At 64.2% G+C, this 18,505-nt stretch carries 15 protein-coding genes; 6 read left to right on the forward strand and 9 right to left on the reverse strand.

Annotated elements, in window-relative coordinates:
* Positions 1-1,242, forward strand: a 1,242-nt coding sequence (locus GY725_24850) for a YgeY family selenium metabolism-linked hydrolase (GenBank protein MCP4007424.1), incomplete at its 5' end; no start/stop codon positions are given.
* A gap of 7 nt (positions 1,243-1,249) precedes the next feature.
* Positions 1,250-2,278, forward strand: a complete 1,029-nt coding sequence (locus tag GY725_24855) for an ornithine carbamoyltransferase (protein MCP4007425.1) — start codon at positions 1,250-1,252, stop codon at positions 2,276-2,278.
* A 64-nt stretch (positions 2,279-2,342) separates the two neighbouring features.
* Here the strand turns inward: GY725_24855 and GY725_24860 are convergent, their stop codons facing one another.
* Together GY725_24860 and GY725_24865 are read right to left on the reverse strand one after the other, a co-directional pair.
* Positions 2,343-3,746 (reverse strand): hypothetical protein, encoded by a 1,404-nt coding sequence (locus GY725_24860; protein MCP4007426.1) that lies wholly within the window; start codon positions 3,744-3,746, stop codon positions 2,343-2,345.
* Positions 3,747-3,935: 189 nt separating this feature from the next.
* On the reverse strand, positions 3,936-5,060 hold the full coding sequence (locus GY725_24865) for a S41 family peptidase (GenBank protein MCP4007427.1): 1,125 nt from the start codon (positions 5,058-5,060) through the stop codon (positions 3,936-3,938).
* A 607-nt stretch (positions 5,061-5,667) separates the two neighbouring features.
* Between GY725_24865 and GY725_24870 the strand changes: the two genes are divergently transcribed.
* Positions 5,668-7,434: a hypothetical protein gene (locus tag GY725_24870; GenBank protein MCP4007428.1), complete on the forward strand. Its 1,767-nt coding sequence runs from the start codon at positions 5,668-5,670 to the stop codon at positions 7,432-7,434.
* A gap of 19 nt (positions 7,435-7,453) precedes the next feature.
* Positions 7,454-8,239, forward strand: coding sequence for a hypothetical protein (locus GY725_24875; GenBank protein ID MCP4007429.1), 786 nt, complete (start codon positions 7,454-7,456; stop codon positions 8,237-8,239).
* A gap of 65 nt (positions 8,240-8,304) precedes the next feature.
* Here the strand turns inward: GY725_24875 and GY725_24880 are convergent, their stop codons facing one another.
* From GY725_24880 to GY725_24890, 3 genes are all read right to left on the reverse strand, one after another.
* On the reverse strand, positions 8,305-8,760 hold the full coding sequence (locus GY725_24880; GenBank protein ID MCP4007430.1) for a hypothetical protein: 456 nt from the start codon (positions 8,758-8,760) through the stop codon (positions 8,305-8,307).
* Positions 8,750-10,501 carry a hypothetical protein gene (locus tag GY725_24885; GenBank protein MCP4007431.1) on the reverse strand — a complete coding sequence of 584 codons (1,752 nt, stop codon included), beginning with the start codon at positions 10,499-10,501 and terminating at the stop codon, positions 8,750-8,752. The genes GY725_24880 and GY725_24885 overlap by 11 nt, the downstream gene beginning before the upstream one ends.
* 303 nt (positions 10,502-10,804) lie before the next feature.
* On the reverse strand, positions 10,805-11,089 hold the full coding sequence (locus GY725_24890; protein MCP4007432.1) for a DUF493 domain-containing protein: 285 nt from the start codon (positions 11,087-11,089) through the stop codon (positions 10,805-10,807).
* A 138-nt stretch (positions 11,090-11,227) separates the two neighbouring features.
* On the opposite strand from GY725_24890, the gene GY725_24895 reads away from it, so the two are divergent.
* Positions 11,228-11,491 carry a hypothetical protein gene (locus GY725_24895; GenBank protein ID MCP4007433.1) on the forward strand — a complete coding sequence of 88 codons (264 nt, stop codon included), beginning with the start codon at positions 11,228-11,230 and terminating at the stop codon, positions 11,489-11,491.
* A 105-nt stretch (positions 11,492-11,596) separates the two neighbouring features.
* A complete protein-coding gene (locus GY725_24900) occupies positions 11,597-12,388 on the forward strand; it encodes a hypothetical protein (protein MCP4007434.1) in 792 nt (263 codons plus the stop codon).
* Here GY725_24900 and GY725_24905 read toward each other — a convergent pair.
* The 4 genes from GY725_24905 to GY725_24920 all read right to left on the reverse strand — a co-directional run bounded on the left by GY725_24905 (position 12,320) and on the right by GY725_24920 (position 18,464).
* On the reverse strand, positions 12,320-14,308 hold the full coding sequence (locus GY725_24905; GenBank protein ID MCP4007435.1) for a hypothetical protein: 1,989 nt from the start codon (positions 14,306-14,308) through the stop codon (positions 12,320-12,322). The genes GY725_24900 and GY725_24905 overlap by 69 nt on opposite strands.
* The gene (locus tag GY725_24910) at positions 14,296-15,246 is read right to left on the reverse strand and encodes a MoxR family ATPase (protein MCP4007436.1); all 951 of its coding nucleotides are present in this window, start codon (positions 15,244-15,246) and stop codon (positions 14,296-14,298) included. The genes GY725_24905 and GY725_24910 overlap by 13 nt, the downstream gene beginning before the upstream one ends.
* A gap of 53 nt (positions 15,247-15,299) precedes the next feature.
* A complete protein-coding gene (locus GY725_24915) occupies positions 15,300-17,612 on the reverse strand; it encodes a toll/interleukin-1 receptor domain-containing protein (protein ID MCP4007437.1) in 2,313 nt (770 codons plus the stop codon).
* A gap of 630 nt (positions 17,613-18,242) precedes the next feature.
* A complete protein-coding gene (locus tag GY725_24920; protein ID MCP4007438.1) occupies positions 18,243-18,464 on the reverse strand; it encodes a hypothetical protein in 222 nt (73 codons plus the stop codon).
* Between the last annotated feature and the right edge of the window lie 41 nt (positions 18,465-18,505).

The following is an 18,505-nucleotide window of genomic DNA, read 5'->3' on the forward strand; positions in this document are numbered from 1 at the left end:
GAGCAGAAGATGGTGCGGTTCGTGCGGGACCTGGTGGCGATTCCGTCCGAGTCGGCGGAGGAAGGCCGGGTGATCGAGCGGATACGCCGGGAGATGCAGAAGACACGGGCTTTCGATCACATCTGGACGGACCCCATGGGCAACCTCCTGGGCTGCATCGGCCCCATGCCCGGGCGAGGGCCGCGCGATCGGAAGCGCAAGCTCATCGCCATCGACGCCCATGTCGACACGGTCGGCATCGGTGACCGGTCGGAATGGAAGCACGATCCTTACCAAGGGAAGGTGGAGCGTGGTCGCGTGTGGGGGCGCGGCGCGGGCGATCAGGAGGGAGCGGTGCCCGCGATGGTCTATGCCGCGAAGATCCTCCGGGAGCTGGATGTCGACACGTCGGAGTACACGCTGCTGTTCACCTTCACGGTGATGGAGGAAGACTGCGACGGCCTGTGCTGGCAGTACATCATCGGCGAGACCGGGATCCGTCCGGACGCGGTCGTGGTGACGGACTCGACCGATTGCCAGATCCTGCGCGGGCATCGCGGACGAATGGAGATCGGCGTGACGTGCACCGGGCGCTCGTGCCACGGCTCGATGCCCGAGAAGGGCGACAACGCGGTGTACAAGATCGCGAGCGTGGTGCGGGAGATCGAGAAGCTCAACCGCCGGTTGAAGAAGGACCGGTTCCTGGGAAAGGGAACGATCACGGTCAGCTACGTGGATTGCAAGACGCCGAGCCTGTGCGCGGTGCCTGGTCAGGCCTACATCCATCTGGATCGCCGGCTGACGCAGGGCGAGAGCAAGACGTCCGCCGTGCGCGAAGTACGTGACGCCGTGAGGCGGACCGGGGTCCGGGCCAAGGTCGAGGTGCTGCGCTACGCGCGGCCGAGCTACACGGGCCTGGTCTACGAGACGCAGAAGTACTTCCCGACGTGGTGCGCGCCCGAGGATGCGTTGCAGGTCAGGGCGGCGATCAAGGCGCATCGCTCGGTGCTGGGCACGGCGCCCACCGTGCACCGGTGGACGTTCAGCACCAACGCGGTGGCAATCGCCGGGATGCACGGGATCCCCTGCGTCGGCTTCGGCCCCGCGCCGGAGAACGTGGCGCACACGGTGAACGACTCCGTGCCGATCGCACACATGGTGAAGTGCGCCGCGTTCTACGCGGGGTTCGGACAGGCGTACTGTGATCTGGCCGCCCGTCGCGCGAACAAGACGCCCATGACGTTCAGAACGAAGAAGGGCTGACACCGCCATGACGACGCTGAAGGGCCGGGACTACATCGAGACACAGGATCTCTCGTTGGACGAGCTGCGACTGCTGCTGGAGATGTCGGCGGAGCTCAAGGAGAAGTTCCATCGCGGGGAGCCCACGCTGCTCCTGCCGAATCAAACCGCGTACCTACTCTTCTTCGACAAGTCAACGCGAACCCGGAACGCATTCGAGGCGGGCATGACGCAGCTCGGGGGACACGCCCACTTCATCGACTCCTCGTCGACGCAGATCAGCCACGGGGAGACGGCGGCGGACACGGGCAGGATCCTGGCGGCGATGGGACACGGTATCTGCGTTCGGCATGATCTGATCCCGGGGGCGGGAAACAGGTACATGCGCGAGATGGCCGAAGCGGCCAACGTGCCGATCATCAACATGCAATGCGACGTGGATCATCCCACACAGACGCTGGCGGACCTGCTCACGATCCGCGAGCACTTCGGGAGCGAGTTCCGCGGCAAGATTGCGGTGTCGTGGGCCCACGCGCCCTCGTATGCAAAGCCGCTCAGCGTGCCGCAGGGTCTGATCACGCTGATGACGCGCTTCGGGATGGACGTGGTGCTCGCGCATCCGCCCGGGTACGACCTGATCGACCGCACGGTGGAGGCAGCCCGGGCGAATGCGGCGGAGTCGGGCGGGTCGTTCGAGATCGTGGACGACATGGATGCCGCGTTCGAAGGGGCGGACATCGTGTATCCGAAGAGCTGGGGAGCACGTGACCTGATGCTCGCCCGGCTGGATGCGACGAGCCAGGAGGAGATCGACGAGAACGAGCGAGCGTGCCTGGCGATGAACGCCCGGCACGAGGATTGGATCTGCGACGAGCGCCGGATGGAGCTCGCGCGGGATCACGCGGTGTACATGCACTGCCTTCCGGCCGATCGCGGATTCGAGGTGACCGACGCGGTGATCGACGGACCGCAGTCGATCGTCTTCCCGGAGGCGGAGAATCGACTGCACACCGCCAAGGCGATCATGGCCGCCACCATGCGCGAGCGCCCGTTCTGAACCTTTCCCCTTGGTCGGGTCGATCCGGGTCGGTTGATCGACCCGCGTGATCTCACCGGCCGGATCAGACGAGCTCGAGTTCGCCGTCGTCGTTCAAGGCGTACTCGAAGTAGAACCATCGCTTCTTGAGCGAGCCCGTCTCGAGCTTGAAGGCGGTGATGAGCCGCCGGCCGTCCGTCTTGACGTAGATTGCGCCGTAGACGTCGACGTTCGTGCGGGCCAGACGATCGACCCGCTCCAGCGCATCCTCCTTGCGCGCGTCCGTCGGGTTGTCGGCGAGCTCCCCGATCTTGTTCTTCAGCGCCGCCACGTCGTCCGGATCCTCGACCTCACGCGTCGATCGCTGCAGCTCCGTCGACAGCAGCACCGGGGACGCGCCGCGCCCGAATCGTCCCAGCCGGCCCAGCAGGTCGGGGCGCGGGTGAACGTGCCCCTCGGCGTCGCCGGACGAGATGATGAACGCGGCGGGATTCACGGTCTCCATGAACTCGTCGGTGACCTTCTCCGAGCCGTGGTGACACACCTTCATGATGTCGCTGCGGAGGATCGCGGCCGCGGCGGCGATCATGGCCTTGCTCGCGTCGCTGCCGCGCGTCGGAAAACTCTCGATTCCAGCGTAGTGCGTCAGCAGCCGCTTCTCGGCGGGGATGTTGAGATCGCCGCCGAAGAGGACGCTGAAGTCTCCGAAGACGAGCCGCAGCAGCACCGAGTGACCGTTCTTGAACTTGCCGTAATCGCCGCTGATCTTCCGCAGGCGCGGATTCCCGGCGTCGTCGAACTCCGCGATCGGCCCGAGCACCTCGATCGTGTAGCCGCGGTTGTCCGACGGCGCGAAGTCCGGCATGTACGAGCGGTCGTTCTCGATCGTCCCATGGGCCGTGGAGAGCATGCCGAAGTTCATGATCTTCGGGTTCTGCAGCGCGGCGTGCATGACCGGCGGGAACTCGAACCTCCCGAAGTTCGTGTCATCGCTGAAGTGCTGCTCGATGGCTTCACGGTCCACGGCGAGATCCCGGGCGTACTCGATGCCCGTCACGGAGTCGGCGTGCAGCCCGCCGACCTTCTCGAACTTGCCGCTCACCGCGCGCTCGACGAGCCCGCTCTGGTAGATGTGCGCGAAGCCGATATCCGAATCCTCGAAGATCGCCTCGAAGCCCCGGTAGTGGTCCGAGTCCGGGTGCGTGATCACCGCCGCCTCGAAGTCGAAACCGCGATAGGCCTTGAAGCGGGCGTTCAGGAACCGGAGCATGTTGTCCTTCTCACCGGCATCGATCACGATGATCCGCTCGTTCTCGCCCCGCTCCGGCGTGATGAGAACCGCCCCGTCGCCCTGACCCACGTCCACGAAGATGATCTCGAGCGGCCTCGTCTCGATCGTATCGGCCTTGTGGATGAAGACGGTCCGGGCGTCCGGGGAGTTCGGCGCCCAGCTGACGCGCAGGAAGCCATCGGACTCCTCGCCCTCCACGCGCAGGAAATCCCCCCAGAGGACCTGCCGGAACTTCGTGCTCCGGTCCTCCTCGACGAGATAGAGCTTCTTTCCGTTGGGTCCGAGTCCGACGAATCGATGGGCCATGAGCGTGTCCCCCGTGCTCGTCCGACGCCATTGTATCGCCGACTTTGAGCAGCAGGACCTTGGGCCGGCCAGACAGTGCCTTTAGGGGCTCGTGGCTTGCTCTTCGAGCGACGCCCTGACGCGGTCGAGCAGGGGGCGCTCCCAGGGGAACGTTGGGGTCACGGATTCGCCGGCGGCGATGACGGCGCTCGCGCTCTCGACATCACCACTGTTCAGGTACGCCTCGGCCAGCAGGCCGTAGGTCATCGCGACCTGCGGGTACGTGTCGCGGCAGAGCTCGAGGAGCGGGATGACCTCTGACGCTCGCTTCCGCTGCACGTACTCCTGTGCCGTCTTCAGACAGTGCTTGCCGTCGAGGAAGTAGCTGTCTTCGTCCCCGGAGCGCGCCTCGCGCACGGCGCCGACGGCGGCTTCGACGCCGCCTGCTTCGAGCCCGTCAACGTACGCCTCCACGAGCGAGGTCCTGACGTGCAGCAGGCTCGCGGATTCATCCTGGAGTTCGAGCGGGGCGTGCTCGAGCAGCTTGACGGCGAACTCGAGTGCTCGATCGGATCGGGCTCGGATCTCCTCGGCGGTATTCCGCACGAAGAGGTCGGGCATCACGCCGATGCCGTCCCAACAGAGGCCCGTGTGGTCCATGGACATCTTGTAGGAGATCAGGAGCGTCCACTCGTTCGGAAGCTGCGCCGGGTATTGGGCGGAGAACGCGCCGGACGTGTAGTCGCCCACGTGCGTGACGTGGGGCAGCACCCGCATGGCGAGCGTGAACCGCTCAGCGGCGCTGGCCGTGGACCGGTTGGTCAGCAGGATCGTGGACTTCGTGAACTGCTTCGGGCCGCGCGGCTGCACGTGGAAGTGCATCGGCAGCGTGCTGTCATGCTCCGGTCCGTAGCGCATGCGTGAAGACATGAAATGACGCCTGCGATCGGCGAAACGGTCGGCCAGGCGATTGGCGACCTGCCCGGTGCCGCCCGGCGTGTTGCGCACATCGACGATGATCGAAGACGCGTCGGCGAACTCGGCGAGGATGCCGTCCATAGCCGCGGTGGCGTCGCGTTCAGCGGCCCTGAAGTCCCGGATGTGAATGTAGCCGACTCCCTCGGCGATCCAGTCGTACGTGATCGCGCCGTCCAGCGCCCACGAAGGTTCCTGCGACAGGTAATCGAAGACGATCAGGTCGTACGAGAAGTCATCCGACCCATGCATCGCGTCCGCCGCCGAGCAGACGGAACGTTGGTCCGACCGAAGCCACACGTGTCCGTCGTTGAGGTGGAGTCTCTGGGCAACGGACCATATCGCGTTTCAATCTCCATCCGTGCCATCATCTGTCTGAGCGGGAGATCAGGCAAACCACGGTGTTGCCTCGCGACGTCTGCCCATTTGTTCGCAGGATTCGGCACGCCTCTTCCGGGATGTGTGGACGCGAGCGTGTCGTTTTCTTCTTCCGCGAGTGCTCCCAGTTGTGCATACATGCTGCATACGCAGCCGAGCATGAGATTGGCAACTGATTGCCCGGCAGATGTTTGTGCGAATCGATCACCTTCGTTCGGGACCAAGAGGCCGCAGGTTCAAATCCTGTCACCCCGATTGAACAAGGCCGCCTTTCATCGCTTCCCGCGACGACGATGAGATGACTTGGGGACATTCGTCAGAGATCCGTGTCCTTGCTTTCCTCAGAAGTCGGACGCGGTTTGTTTCCCAGAACTGCGGCTGGAGGCTGCCGGCCCGAGCGTCGGCACGTTCGTGTTATGATCCGCCGCGGAATCGAGCGATATCGTGATCAAGAGGGAGGCTGACCATGGACCCTGGTCTGGTGATCTTCGCGATCGAGGCGGGGCTTCGACTCGGCCGTAAGGTGTACGACGTCTTCGTGGACGAGACGGTGGAGCGACCGTTGGCGCTGCCCGTCGGGCATCTCTTCGCCAGCATCGAGTTCGCGGACGCCCGTGACTTCTTCGACCTTCCTGAGAATCGCCATCTGACCGCGGCGGGCGGCCCGTATGCCGGCGCATCCAACACGGATCTGCTCGTCGCGTACAAGTCGATCGTGGGGATCGACAGCGCGATCGGCGCCATCCCGGGAACGGGCGAAGGCGCCGTCGAGATCGTGCAGCGCCTGCACGAGTTCGAGCAGTTCAAGAAGGGGTTTGGTGCCAACCACCCGATGCAACGGATCCTCGGCACGGTGGTCGAGATCAGCATCGACTACTTCGCCGCGAACCCCGGCGCCACGGGCCTGCGACCAGCGCACCGGAAGATCCTGCAGGGCTTCCTCGCGCAGATCGACGAGATCGAGTTCGCGGAAGGCGAGCGCGACGACATCGTGGGCGAGGTGCTGATCGCGGCGCTGAGCACACTCGGTGAGAACATCACGCTTCTCGACGACGACGAGCGTCTCGCGGCCCTCCTCGGGGGCGTGACCGAGTCACTCGTGGTGGACATTCAGTCGATTACGACGCAGAGCGGGCAGATCCGTCGCGAGGATCTCTTCAAGCGCATCGCGTCGACCATCATTCGCGGCGGCGCCTCCGCGTTCACCGAGAACATCGACCTCTTCGTGCCCAGGGACGGCGCGGCGAAGGCAATCGTCACGTCGACCCTCGATCAGTTCCTCATGGGTATCGAGGGCGAAGAGGATCTGTTCACGAACGAGTCGATCGAGCTGCTCTTTCGCGGTGCGCTGACGGCGGCGGCCGAGAACCCGCAGATCGTCGGCGATAAGAAGATTCTCCAGGAGCTCCTCACCTCGACCCTCGGAGCGATCACGTCGACGCAGGGGAAGAAGCTCTTCGGCGAGGAGATGGTCGCGCGGGTGCTCGGCGCGGCGCTGCAGACGGTCAGCGAGAACATGGCGACGCTGATCGATCCGGGCGATCCGCAGAAGCAGGTGGCCGCAGACATCCTTGCCGCGATCGCGGCGAGCTTTGCCACGCAGCTTGCCGGGAACGGTACGGTCCAGAACCTCCTGTCACGCGACCAGTTGCTCGAGCTCGTTCGGGTCACGTTCAACGAGGTGGCCAAGGCGCCGAATCAACTCCTCGGCAACACCGATGGCGACCCACGCAAGAGCGCGATCGCGCAGATCATCGGCTCCGTCGCGCGCTCGCTTGGTGATGACCCGGCCCGATTCGTGACGGGAGAGGGCTTCGTCGAACTCGTGCAGACGACGCTGGAGACGGCGGTCCTCAATGCTGACAAGCTGCTCGATCTGAACAGTCTCACGACCCGATCGAACGGGCTGTTCAAGGCGATACAGCAACTGGTGGCAGGAGTGATCGCGGGCAACGATCCGCGCCAACTCGTCAGCCGCCAGGTCTTTCTGGAGATCGTCGAGCGCACGTTGCCAGTCGTGTCGGCCAATCTGGAAGCGCTGCTCGACGGCCAGTCCAACGTCATCCGCAATACGGTCACCGCGGCATTGTCGCTCGCTCAGGGGGCATTGTCAGGTCGGATCAACGGCGCGAACCTGCCCGTCCTCATCGAGCAGTTGTTGATCGCGCTCGCGTGGGATGAGCTCGAGCTCAGCGAGTCGGCATCGGTACAGAAGCTCGCCCTGGAAGTCCTGCGTGCGGCCGCCTGATCGGTCGAAGGAGGTCGACATGAACGGTTCCTCTCGCACCATTCGCGGTCTTGCAACGCTGTTCGCGCTGACAGTGCTGGTCTTCATCGCCGGCTGCTCGTCGCTGGGATACCGCGCAACACAGGACAAGTTCGTTCGCGCGGTCGAACTCGACAACGCCGCGGCGGTCTCACCAACGAGCGATTCGGCTGCTGACATCCTGTACCAGGAGCTCTACGAGCAGCTCTCGAAAGAGACGATCGCAAAGCTCGATTCCAGGCTTCGGCCCAATGCGTATTTGATCCGCGCGTACTCGGCCCTCGGCGCTACAGAACTCGAAGGCAACCTCGGGAAGGCATCGGACGCAGCGAGGGCCGGCATCAATGCGGGCGCCATCGAAGGGTCGCGGGATCGAGTCCTGCTCGAACTGCTCGACGGGCTAGTCATCTACGAAGAGCTGCGCGCCAACGCGGCGAAGGACGGCTTGCAGCAGCTGGGAGGGATCACCGGTGATCGCTACGACTTGGCGTACCGCAACGCGTTCGAGACCGCGAGAGCCCAGTACGAGGATGCCCTGGGGCAGGCACGGCGTAACACGCCAGCGAGCACCATCGAGTATGTCCACTACCGGAGCTGGCAACTGCTCGTCATGTGGCGAGCCACCATCGCCCTGATCAACAACCCGGACGCCCGACTGGCGGCGAACAACGATGCATCGAGGATCGTGGACAAGCCTTCTCTTAAGGAGGCAGCGAACGAGCACCGTAACGCCATTCCCGCCGGCGCGCCCCTGCGCGCGCTCATCGACGCCCAGACGCGCGGCTAGGCGATTTGATGGCGCGCCTCTGGGCATGCCTCGCGTTGCGTCAGCCTCGAGTCGTCCATGCGGTGCTACCGCGGCGGCCGGAGAGGACGTTCTAATCTACGGATCGCATTGAGAAGCGTCTCGGTCGATTGGAATCGGCGCGAGATCGCGGTCTCGAGGAGCGGGCTTCTTGGGCGCTCGGTCTGGTCCGGCAAAAGGCACCAGACGGGTGTCTCGACTGCATGCGCGAAACCGATCTCGAAGGCGACTCCGCCGCCGACCATGCCGGGCTCGAAGACCGCGATGAGCAGGTCTGCGTCCCGGAGGGCGCGGACGTCGCGCTCGGTGATCCGTGCTGCCGCGATGTCCCAGACGACCCCGGACTCGAGGAGCTTTAGAAGGAGGCCGCCGTCGCGTTGAGGCAGGTAGACATCCGCAAACGGATCCAGGAGCTCTGCGAATCGGCCGTTGCGCGCTCGCTGTTTCTCGGTGGAGAGCGACGCTGAGACGAAGACGGACAAGGGCTTCGGATCACTCGCCATCAGCGGCCTCCTGGAGGAGTCCCTCGAGGTCGCACTCCGGCAGGTTCTCGAGGAAAATGTAGTTCGCAATGATGGTCACCAATTCGTTCAACGAGAGGAACCGAGAGTCGATCGGGGTGACGCCCTCGAGTTTGTCGGGGTACAGCTCACGCATGTCCTCCGTCATCTCACGGAGCGTCTCGAGCTCCGATGTCTTCAGCTGTGGAAGCAGGCGGAGGTGCAGCTCGCTCGGATCAGCATCGATCCGGAAGACATGGCCCGGCGCTATGGAGTGCACGAGTTTCGTCTTCAGTACTCTCGCACGCTTTCGTCGTTCCTCCTCGGATTTCGTATATGAGAGCGGATCAAGCGGTGATCGATCGATCAGGTGGATCCCCACCTGATTCTGACCGAGTCGCTTGTTCTTGATCCTGAATTGGCGATCGATCCAAGCTTCCACAGTTTGCTGCTCGTCGGGAGAGAGCCGCTTGTAGTCCTTCGCGAGCAGATCGGGGCGAGGCTCTGGCCATTCGTCGTGCGCAATCACACTGCTCAGGATCTCGACGACGGAGCTCTTCCCGCTCCCTGGTGCTCCGACGATGTAGTAGCGATGGTTCAGGCTGACTCTCGCGTCGTCAGCGACAGTATTGATGTGATCCTCGCTCCTGCTGAGCAGCCCCAACAGCGGGCCGATCTCCTCTGGGAAGAGCGGGAGCGGGTAGATGCCATAGGCCATGAACATGGCGGCGCAGGACGCGAGCGCTACGCTTCGCTTCTGAAAACGCTCCTCGGTCGTCAATTTCACCTTCACGAGCTCCCCGTTGTGCGTGGTTGTCTTGGTGTCCGAGAGGTACTCCACCATGTAGTGGATGTGGCCCGGGTGCTGCTCGTGAATTTCGCGGTAGATGCGTTGCTGCGTCACGTCACGCAGCGACATGCCGATCACCAGCGTGGTGTGTGACTGGAGGTGGGAGCGGAGCAGCGTGGTATCAAGATCACGCTTCGTGAGCGTGCGTCCGATGAGTTCGGATCCCGTGAGCGTGACGCTGTCGGACGGTCGCTCGAGATCCTCCATCGGGAGGAAGCCGTTCGGGTGGTACAGACGGCAGGTGTTGCGCTGCCCGCGAGCCGCAACGTTTACAAACGTCTCATGGCCGCGCCCCTCCTGCTCACGCTCCTCGGCAGTCAGGCGCAACCCGATCAATCGCTGCAGCGAGTCGTCGAAGTTGTAATTGATCGTCAGGTGCGCATTTCGGATTATGGGGTAGAGTCGCTCGAGGTACCCGTGTCTCTTGATTGAACCCTCGAGGCGTTCGGCGATCTTCTTTTTCTCTTCGATACTAAGATCCGTGACCCGATCGTGCGTATCCCCCTGCAGGATCTGTCCATACAAGCCAGCGGTGATCGCACGCTTCCACGCCGCGTTGAACTTCTTGATGATCGTCGCTTCAGGGGCGTCATTCGCGGCGTTCTGACGGATATCGCCGCTGACCCGTGTGTAGAGATGGTGATAGATGCGGTCGGCAGCACTTGCGGGATCGTTCTCATCGATGGGGCCGCTATAGGAAATCTCCTTGTGCCGCGTGAGACGCTCCACGAGCTGAGACCATGTGGGCAGCCCGAGATCTGTGCTCACCCCGGCGCCGATCACCGGGCAGAGACGTTCCTGCTTGTGACGCCGCCATAGGTGCGCGATGGGGCGGTGGTAGTACAGCATCACACGCTGCTCGACGTTGCTCTCTCGCTCGTAGTCGATTGACAATGGGAAGACTCCTCGCACTCGATCAATCAAGGTCGCCGGTGACCTGCCCCCGATGTTGATACCGGAATCTATGTGAGTCACGCCCGGTCTGCGCTTGTCCCCATTCCTGAGCCACGTCGAGGGTGAGCGGCCGAGCTTCATCCGGCCATGCCCACCCGGCTCGACGACGCAGCGCACTCCCTCGGGGCCAGGAGCGGGGCCGTAAGGAGCAGGACCATGATGGGCAGCGACACGTTCTTTCGCATGGTGAAGCACTCCGAGGTGCGATTCTAGGTTCGATCCTTGCCACGACGAAACGGCCTGCTAGAGCACGAACTTGACATCGTCGTGCGCGGCCAGCTCCGCGAACAAGCGAAGACGATGGTCCTCGTCACGCACGGTAACGGCCAACTCAACCGACACGTAGCTACCGGCCCGGCTGGAATTCCCGTCGTGGATCTCGTACTCCGCATCCCCCGCAATCGCCTCGACGGCCGCGCGCAGCTTCGTCGCGTCGGCTCCGATGATCCGGTATCGCCAGTCGCACGGATACGTCAGGTCGAGTCGCGGTGCGATGTCGTTGGGTTGCTTCGATCGTCCGGTGGTCATGATGATCTCACGGACAGAGCCTACCAAGCAGCCAGAGCGCTCAGCAAGCGAAGGGCATGAGCAGAGGATTGGTATCGCGAGGGTGTGGAGCGTTCAACTCACGAGCCGGACTGATTAAGCAGCCACTCAGGTGCGGTCATGGCGGATAACGCGTTCGACCAGGTGATCGACCAAGCGAGCGTCACGGTGAGCGACACGTCGAACAGCGTGGTGCTGACGTACGTGGGCGCGGTGATCCCGGCGGACTTCGACGGTGACGGGTTCGTGACTTTCGCCGACCTGCTGGAGCCTCTGGAAGCGTGGGGCGACTGCCCGCGCAACCTTCCGTGCCCGGAGGATCTCAACCACGACCGCGTCGTCTACTTCTCCGATCTCCTCATCCTGCTCTCGCAGTGGTCGTGAGCGTTCAACGCGCGGCCAGTGACTCCCGCCGGCTCCCGCGGTGCCGGCGAGACCGCGTCGGGTACGTCCCCCCGGTGACGGACCTGGCTAAGATCCGGTGGACGAATGACCAGCCCCACTCCAATGGCCCGGGAAGATCTGCTCGAATTGGCGCCCCTCGACGCCTTGGGCATGCTCGACGATTATGAGAGCGCCTTGTTTACGCGCTCGTTCCACCATGCTCCGGCTGCTGTACAGGACGAGATCAAAGAGCTCCAGGCGAAAGTCGCGTCCAACCCGGTGCTGCTGCCGAAGATCGAGCCCCCGGCTCGACTGCGCGAACGAGTGCTAATGCGCGTCGACCGTGCAATCGAGGAGGGGGGCGCCGAGCTGCGCCCGCTCGCGACGATCGGTCGGCGACGGCCGCTCCCAGCGAGGCGCCCTCCGATCGGAACGGTGGCGATGGCGGAGATCAGAGGTTTCTTCGGAGCCATCTCGACAAGTGCCACGAGAGCCGGCTCGGGCCTCGCGTGGCTCGCGTCCGCGACGCGTCGGGGCGTGATTGGACTGGCCGGGGCTGCGCGACAGCGATGGCGCCGGCAACTGTCCCCGGTGCGCGCTCGGCGGAGCGAGGCTCGGCGCTGGGTCGATCGTTTCCCCTTCGCGGCCATGTGCGGGGTCGGGCTCATCGCCGGCGCCGGACTCCTTCTCGCGGAGCGATGGCAAGCGAACCTCGGAGTGGCGCTCGCTGGTCCCATGGCCTTGGTCGTCCTCTACCTGATGCACACGGGGAGGCCCATCCTGGTGAGCGCCGCAAGGAGGTCGGGGGCCGACCGAGCGCTGCGCATCTCACCGGACGAGGAGACGCCACAGGACGAGCGCCGCGAGCCCGATGAGAAGCCCATAGGCGAGCCCTAGGCTGCCGGGCGCCCGGACGATCCCGGTTACCGCGCGCGCCGTGAGCCCGGACAGGCCCAGCCGTGCCAAGACGGCCCGTTGTGCGTCATCGCGCCCCTTCTCGTACCAGGGGAGGTTGATGACGACGGGCGTCTCACCGGTCGACGGTGCGGCCTGACTCGGCTCCGTCATCGGGGCAAGATATCGCAACTTGCGCCGGATCTCGGATCGCCATCCGGCGCGCATGAGCTGCTGCAACTCGACGACCGCGCGATCCTGGTCGCTCCAGAGGTCGAGCAATGCCTCTCGCAGCCTCAGTCCTTGCTCTGCGCGCGATCCCGCCCAAGCGGCGATGCCTCCCTCTCGCTTCTCGCGCTCTAGACGCTCGCGCGCATATCGCTCACGCCAGAACTTGATCGCGCGGCCGAGCGAGCTTTCTGGCGGAACCGGGCGGTCCCACCGCAGTCGCTCCGCCCTCACGAGCCAGTTGACCAACTCCGCTCGCTGCATCGGGCCGATCGAGAGGTTGCAGCCACCGAGCGCCCTCATGAGGTGACGATAGCCCGTGATGTCGAGATGGACATCCAGCGCGCGCGCGAGGGCGAACGCCGTGGGCTCGTTCACGGCTTCGTCGGTCAATGTGAGCGCCGCCGCCAGCACGCGCAGGTCCCCGCTGAGGATCTGGTAGGCCGCGCCGCTCTCTCGAGGCGACTCTGCCTCGCGGAGGAACGCGCAAAGGTCCAGCGGGGGCGCTACGCGCAGGCCGAAGCGGCCGATCGTTGCCGCCAGACGCGCCGGTACGCCGAGGTCGAAGAACCTGAGGTGAGGCCAGTCAACGAAGTGCCGCAACAACAGCCGCAGGTTCAATCGCTCTCGCGCGCTCTCATCGGATCCCTCGATCCCCGCACCATCCGTCAGGATCGCGACGACAGCGTGTTGTCGGTGCCCTTCGACGGTCAGGGGGTCGAAGGACGCACCGTCGGACCATATCAGCTTGTCCGGAACACCCCAGAATTCAGCGAAGCGAACCGGCAGGCCGGCACGCTCCAGCCGGCGCCGCACCTGTTCGACCAATCGATCGGTCGCGGGATCCTCGGCGCATCGATCTCGCCAGAACCACACCTCGCGTGGATACACCGCGCGTCTGAGGTGCACCGTGGGGAATCCTGCTTCGCGAGCCGTGGCGGTGACCGTTCGATCAAGATCGACCTGTCGCGTGAGATCGTCCGAGACGAACCGGCCGACTTCCCATACCGTCGATCGCATCTCTCCGGAGTCGACCAGATCACCGCTCACCATGGGCAGTGGCAAGAGCGGGAGCTCACGCGGGCCGTCGGGATCGGTGCTTGCCAACGGCCGCGGCTTGGCCCGGATGACCCGGTAGCGGATTCCGTAGACCACGCCCACGATGACGATCGCCGCGAGAGACAGCACGTGAATCCAGGTGTCGGCCGACCGGCTTGGTTGTGCTTCGGCCGTGAGCGGCGGGGTGGCCGATACGTCCGTCATCGGCTCCTCTGGCGGCGGGTCTCCTCTCGGGATGAAGGGCAATGACAGCACGATCGCGGACGTGATCGTGAAGAGAAATGCCATCCTGATCCAGAACGGCCGCGAGTCTTGCAGTTGTCTGGATCCACGGAGAGCGGACCGCCCCGACAGGGCAAGCGGGCCAAGGGCCGCGGCGTCGCCCGTGCCCCGCTTGTCTCCGGGAGTCTGCGAGGTCCATGCGGCGTAGATTCGCCAGAATGCCGCTTCCTCATCCTCGCCTCGTACGAAGAGGCTTCGCATGACATCGCCCAGCCGCTTGGCATCCCAGTCCGCGCGCAGGGCGATCACGTGCTGCAGCTTCTCGACCTGTTGCGGCGTGATGGAGATCCCCTCCGTTCGGAGCGCCGCGAGCAGGCGATCAAGTCCCTTGACCGGGAGTCTCATCTTGGCCAACCGGCGTCGTCGAGCCCGGTCAGATCCTCGTGTGACTTGAGCAGGACGTTGATCCCAGGCATCTCGCGCACGTCTACGTCGCGAAGCTGGGCGGCGTCGACATCGCGCGCAGCCAGGACGGCGAGCCAAACAAGGAGTTCGGCGGTCGTCGGCTTCTTCGTGAGATCGTCCATCGCTCGGAGCTCCCAGAACCGCTCAAGAGCCGCCGTCAGGGTCTTGTCATCGACGGAGGGAAAGGACGTCTCTCGTCGCGCCTTGGCTGCCTTCTCGACAAGCTCCGGTGTGAGCTGGATGTGGTGGAAGACAGTCCGACGGAGGAACGCATCAGGCAAGCGGCGCTCGACGTTGCTGGTGATCACGACGATCGGTGGACGCTTGCTGATCGGATTGACCTCCCGATCCTCGAACGGGTGTTTGAAGGAGTGCTGATCCAACTCGTGAAGAAGGTCGTTTGGAAAGTCGCGAGGCGCCTTGTCGATCTCGTCGATGAGCACCACCGAGTCGCTCGCCTCCTCGTACGCGAGCCAGAGTGCCTTCTTCTCGAGAAAAGCCTCCCGTGGCCGCTTCTCCCCACCTTGCTTCCCATACGCAGTCCGCAGATAGCCGACGGCGTCGAAGTCGTACTTGATGTCCTGCGCAGTCGATGTCGACTTGACGCTGAATTCGTGGACCGGGAGGCCGAAGTACCAGCCGAGGTAGTATGCGACCTGGGTCTTCCCCGTACCGGGCTCGCCAGTGAGGAGGAGCGGCGATCCCACGGCCAGGGCGGTGTTCACCGCCGTCCGCAACTCATCGTCCGGAACGAATGCCGGCGCGGATTCCCCAAGGTCATGGATCGCCTTCGGGAGTGGTCGTTCCGCCAGTCTCGCTCTCGCGGCCTGATGGTCGTGATTGGCGCCTGGAAGGCTGACTAGCTCGAATCGCGGTGGGTCGCTCAATGCTCGACGTCCTCGATGGTCGGTCTGTGCGCAAGCGGTCGCGCGCAGAGATCCTACAGCTTGTCACGCAACGAGTGCCAACTCGTGGCTCTGGCGTCGTCCAGAAGGCGAACCGTCTCGGCGAAAGCCCCGCCTGTCTTGTTCAGCACGCGCTTGGTGATGTCCTTCACGAGGCTCTCGGGGCACGAGCAGTCGCGGCCGGCAAGGAACTCCCGGAGATCGGCTGCCCCAACGTGGTCGAGCTTGGGTATCGGCGTGATACCCAAGATTCGATCGTGCAGATCCTCCCGAAGGCTGTCGAACGCCTCCTCGAGCGCCTCGTGCTCGCTCGGCTCTGCCCGAACGCAGAGCAGGCAGAGGAACCGGGCGTTCCCCGGACAGGGCCGTGCGATTCGGTCTTGACAGAAGGCGATCCACGATCGCAACGTCTGCTCCTGGACGTTCAAGTCGTCGCCAGGCGGCAGGACACCCCAATCCAGCAACGACACTGGGATCGGCGTGCCTCGCGCGGTCGAACCGAGAAACCGCTTGCAAATCTCCGCGGGATCACTGAGTGAATACTGCTCGAGGAGATGCTGTTCGATGTCGGCAGGCGTGACTGCGGCGCGACCGGGTAGTAGTTCGGGCCGCATTCTCGTGACAGCGGCGGCTTCCCGGGCATAGCGACGCAGGTGATGCAGAACCTGCTCGCCGAATCGATCGAGGAGGTTTCCGTCACCTCCATATGCGATGAGGCACGTTGCCCTTCGATCACGATCGCGCAAGAGATCGTCCATCTCACCGCGCACGTTTTGACGTTGGATCCTCCGGTCCAGGAGGAGCCCGCCAAGGCGATCGCGCGCCGGGATGGTCCTCGCCGAGATGTCGAAGCGGCTGGTGCCGGAGAAGACGACCGTTTCCTGCGTGGCAGTGTGCTGGAGCGCGCCTATCGGGTCGTTCGCGTTGTTCTCGAGGAAGAGCGAGTGCAGCCAATGAAGAGCGGCGTCGTGCGCGCGTCGCTCGTTCCCGACGCGCGTCGGTTGGGCGACGAGCAGGCGCACTCCGCCGGCCACTGCAGTCAGGAACGGCCTTCCACTTCTGAGCGAGTCACCGACAGTCGTCAGGAGGACGACCGGTGGGGTGCGTTCGGCGGCGCCGAGGAGCTCTTCGATGTTCAGTTGCTCGCGTCCGAGCTGCAACTCCGGCTCACTGCTCTTCTTGTTGTGGCGAACCGTCGCGCAGATGTAGACGAGCGCTGGCCGCCGGGACCTGATTGCGCCCCACGCGTCAGCGACACTCGTGGCAACATCGACGAGTATCCTCTCGTTCTCCAGGCAGCGCCCGAGCAACTCCTCGATCCCAAGATGCGGGTTCATCTCGGGGGGGGCGTCGGGTGCGATCACCAGCACCGGCGACGGAGAGGTCCATTGCAGCGGCTGCAATGTCGGGAGGCTGCCCTTGTCCCAGGGCACTACCTCGAAAGTCCACCCGCTGTCGGCCAGCAGGCTGCCGTTCCATCGCGCGCGGGCCCAAGGAAGGCACGCGAGCGCGTCAGACGATGTCTGTATCCGAGCGCGCACTGGATACCGATGCGGGCCCGGCTCGACTCCGGACCCCGACTCCTGTCCGTGAACGTCCAGAAGAGCTCTCATGACCGAGCTGGGCAGGGCGGTGTCGTTGCCGAAGAGCGCGTCGCCAAGCGCCGATCCCATCTTTGCGTCGGCCTGGTCACCCCAGCGTTTGGCCTTGAGCACCACCCGGCCCGTTTCCCAGGGGCCGCGCGTCTCGTTCAACAGGCTCCCTTGCGCCTTGTACACGCGTTCGAGCTCATCGCGTTTCTGCTGCAGTTGAACGAAGAGCTCCAGACGCGTGCCGTGCAGCGCCCGCGCGGTGCTGCGAGTCTTGGTCCTTCCTGCGAGTGTTCGGACCTCGATCGCGGCGTCACGAAACACGCGATCCTGCTCGAACTCGGGCAGCGCATCCACCGGCGCAGCCGGGTCGTTCAACCCTTGGTACCTGGTCAGCAGCTCTTTCTTCCGCGCGCCGTTTCCGTCGACGAAGGCGATCGGGCACTTCTCGACCATGGAAGCCCCGACGAACAGGCAGGCCAGCTTCATTGCTCCCTGCTCGCAAGCCGCCAGGATGGCCGGGAGCTCGGTGTTGCGGACGTAATCGCTCGTCAGGAACGCCTGGGATACGAGAGCGACAGCGATATCCGCGCGATCCAGCGCCTGCTGGATCTCGCTGTGCCAGTCCTCGGACGCAGTGAGTTCGACGTCACTCCAGACACTCAGCAGTTCGTCGTTGGGCAGATCGAGAAACCGCAAGAACCGGTGGAGTGTTTCTTGATCGGCGTGAGAGTACGTTACGAAGATCCGGCGAGCCAACTGTGTTTCCCCCAACTATGGCCTGCTTCTACGTTGGTCCGACATCATAGTGCCGTTTCCATTGAGGGAGTTTCGCGAGCTAGCCCTTTGGTCGCAAGTGGCTCAGCGGTGCGAGTTTAGGTAGAACAGGCTCCGCTTCACACGGAGGCGAAGTGGAGCCCAATCATGGACAAGGTCGTGGCAAGGAGGCTGCGACCGCACGAAGGCGGGAAGCTGCACCGCTCGAAACGGCAACTGTCCAACGCCGTCAACAGCCGTCGAGCGAGGGTCATTCTGCTGTCTCGAGGCGGAGTTTGCAGCCGGGAGATCGCCCATGGGGTTGGCCTCAGCCCCCAGGGGGTGAGGCGGATCATCCACCGCTCCAACGACGGCGGGAGCAACGGGATCGTGTGGTACCCGAATCTCTTCTGCCGTGGCGGGCCCCTTGAGTTCACTGCGGACGTGGTGCAAGCGATCGAACAGGCCGCCGTGTCTCTACTCGCCCTTCGAGACCGTCTTCTTAGAGGGTCGCGCCCGCTATATTCACCAGTAACCTCAGGGTCACGCGACTTCTCAATAGAGCAGGAGAGCAGTGGAGCAGGAGATAGGAGAGCTTCAACCTCGTTTCGGATTCAGCCGGCAGCTGATGACCTAGCCGCCTTTCGCATCCTGCTTCACGAGCTGCTTGCGACGCACGATGGGTTTGACGACGAGAACACGGTGACTCTGCAACAGGTCGCGGATCTTGCCGCGGATCGCCGCGAGTGAGCCGTGCTGGATCTCGATCAGCTCGCCCTCGCGAACCACGTCGATGCCGTAGAACGCATGGTGCAGCCGTTCGACCTCATCTCGATAGACCGGTCGGGGATTCAACTCGAGCTATAACCGAAAGTTGTGGATGGTGACGACGTGAA

Source organism: bacterium, from assembly GCA_024226335.1.
Taxonomy (GTDB): Bacteria; Myxococcota_A; UBA9160; order SZUA-336; family SZUA-336; genus JAAELY01.